This window comes from Paenimyroides viscosum (assembly GCF_003858535.1).
In the GTDB taxonomy this organism is placed as follows: Bacteria; Bacteroidota; Bacteroidia; order Flavobacteriales; family Flavobacteriaceae; genus Flavobacterium; species Flavobacterium viscosum.
Window position 1 is genome coordinate 1 of sequence record NZ_RQTJ01000071.1, and the last position, 2829, is coordinate 2829.

The 2829-nt window shown below is 35.0% G+C and carries 2 protein-coding genes; both read left to right on the top strand.

The genetic code is table 11. The features are described from left to right. Positions 1-372 precede the first annotated feature (372 nt). Positions 373-1263: a membrane lipoprotein lipid attachment site-containing protein gene (locus EG242_RS14675; protein ID WP_124900686.1), complete on the top strand. Its 891-nt coding sequence runs from the start codon at positions 373-375 to the stop codon at positions 1261-1263. 16 nt (positions 1264-1279) lie between these two features. Then, on the top strand, positions 1280-2389 hold the full coding sequence (locus EG242_RS14680) for a T9SS type A sorting domain-containing protein (protein WP_158608887.1): 1110 nt from the start codon (positions 1280-1282) through the stop codon (positions 2387-2389). The last annotated feature ends 440 nt before the right edge of the window (positions 2390-2829 follow it).

A 2829-nucleotide genomic window follows, 5' to 3' on the forward strand; every position in this document is an offset into this window, starting at 1 on the left:
ATATTTTTCCATCGAGCGAAATTTACGATGGTTTAAGCGCTGTTTACGATTATGCGCAAAACGAAGTAGAATTAAAAAAGAATATTCGTGAGTACTGATGGAAATCAATGGTACAAATGCACGAAAATATTGTGACAAAATCCATATTGTAAATAGTTACTTTTTTTAAGGTCTTTTAAATTAGTTAAAAAAAGGTAAATTGTAGTTTTTAATGATAGATCGTGATTTTTTTAGGTCTAAATGTTAAAATAAATTACAAGATACAAAAATTATTTTTGTATCTTACATGGCTAATAATCAGAATGTTCGCTTTTTTAGCATTCTACATTACATCATCTGGTAATTCTTGGACATTCTTAAATTTTATCAGAAATGAAAAAAATTACATTAGCTATTTTTAGCATCTTCGTATTAGCAGCCTGTAGCGAAGACATTGATCAAGAAACCGATAAACAAATTGTCGACAACTCGGAAAGCTTTTCCGGAGATTCAGGTGGCAATACCGTTTATACTTACGACTCGGGATTGCCTGGGCATTCCGTTCCAGGAATCCCGGGGGCTGGCGTAGCGGCTTACGAATCTCCATATTCCGTAACGGGAGGTAACGGTATCATGTACCACCTTATTAATAACACACCGTATGATATAATAATTACACCTCATATAGGTTTCTTTTGTTACGGATCTTGGGTAGATGTTTATTGGAATGGCGGGGCAGGAGCTTCTACAAGACCTGGGTTGTTTACAGAAGGTGTAAATCAAAAGCAATACGGCAATACGTTGCAAATAGACCCAGTAAAATTACCTCCTTGGTCGTCTATTACGCACGGACCAAGCACGGGTAGATTTCCATTAAATGGTGCTTCGTCGGGATCTAGTTTTACCGATTCGTTTCACAGCTACGCAGAGACAGGGCCTATGATGGAAATAGGGAAGATTTATTTTATAAAGTATGAGGTTCCAGGGGTTGCAAGTGGCGTTTTAAAACAAAAAATAGGTAATGATGCTATGGACTTGTCTATGATACCTGGAAATTGGCAGCAAATTATGCCTACCTCTCCCAGCACTTCAAGTTATTTGACCTATAATTCTGATTTAGCGTTGATTTATCAAGACGTAGAACCTGGTGTAGGACCAGGTAGTTTAGAAATATGCTTAGTGAACCGACCAGGCAGTGCCACTGTGCCAAGTGAGGTAGCCATAGCGGGTCATACCTTGTCTTTTGTAACGGATGCAAACGCTGTGTATATCATTTTTCAATAATTACAATAGTTGTGTTATGAAAAAATACATTTATATCATATATACCCTATGCCTTTTAGGCGGCAGTGTGCAAGCACAGGTATTGTTTTCCGAAGATTTTAATAGTAACAATACAGGCGATTTAGGAACAATACATTCGTATAGCAGTTCAGCTAATCTAACCCCCAACCCTCCTGTCGCTGCGCAGGGGGGGTGGTTTATAACTGAACAATATTCTGCTGCCATCTATGTCAATGATTATGAAGCAAAAATAGAAGCAGAAACGGGCAGAGGAAATGTATTAACTTTAAAAAGTATTCCAAACTCCTCTGCTACTTCTCATGGTATTTATATTTCTAAAGTAATAGGAAGTGAAACCTTATGGAGCAGCCGAAATGCCGGCAACGATATTTTAAAGTTTGAGTATGATTTATATACTGGAAACCTTGGACTATCTGGAAACATTCCTATAACAGCTGTAAATCTTGGTAAAGCTAAAAACAACGGTTTTAATTTTCCAAACGCAACTGATCTCACTCAGATGATGGTAGGTAGATATTATAATCTAGAAGCTGCAAATATTTTTAGAGAATTGGGTTTGGGAAAAGAATTCAATAGAGAATTTAAAAGTTTAGGTACGCTTTCAGATAATTCGTGGGTTAGCATCATTATGTATATCGATTATACCACAGGCTATGTATATTTAGAAGTGCCTTCAATGAACAAGGCAATAAAATCTACAACCGTTATAAACTCAGGAAATTTAGAGATAATAGACCATGTGGTGATACATCTTGCTTTAGTAGATACAACGAAAGGAGTGTCTTGTTTTGTAAAATACGACAACTTTAAAATGTCTGCCGTAAATACGCTGTCTGCCTTAATATTAGATATTGATGGTTTTTTCTCATCAAAATTCAATGTGTTTCCGAATCCGGTTACAGATGTGATTACCATCACCAACAGTGAAAACATCGGTATAGAACAGATAGAGGTTTTTGATATCAGTGGTAAAACCGTGAAATCCCAAAGCTATAAAATGGAAAACGAAGTGCAGTTAAACATCGATAATTTTGCATCAGGTACGTATTTACTGCACATCAAGACCCATGATGGCACGGCGGTGAAAAAAGTGGCGAAGAAGTAATTTATTTGAAATAGTAAGTAATTCTAAATATTCGTTAGTTGCCATAATCAAATACATTGTAATTGAGAACATAACGAAGTGAAGCGAAGAATCTCTTTAAAGAATTAAAGAGATTCCTTGTTCCTCTGGAGCATGAAACTCTAATAAATGGTACAAATATGATAGATTTTGAACATTTATAAACATTTACTGTTTTTTGTAGTTGGATTTTTTTTACTTTTTCTTGTGTTCTATTTTTTAGTGAAATTTAGTTTTGAGACGTCACTTTTTATTTCTTTTTTGCGAACTTAATAATCTTTTGGAATAATAGGGAGAACTTGAAACCTTATTAAAACACAAAAGTTTATTAAAAATCCGTAAATCAACAAAATATGCGGAATTTTAGTATTTTTGCACTATGGCAAAACAAGAAGACATTTTTAAAAATGTAATTTCGCATG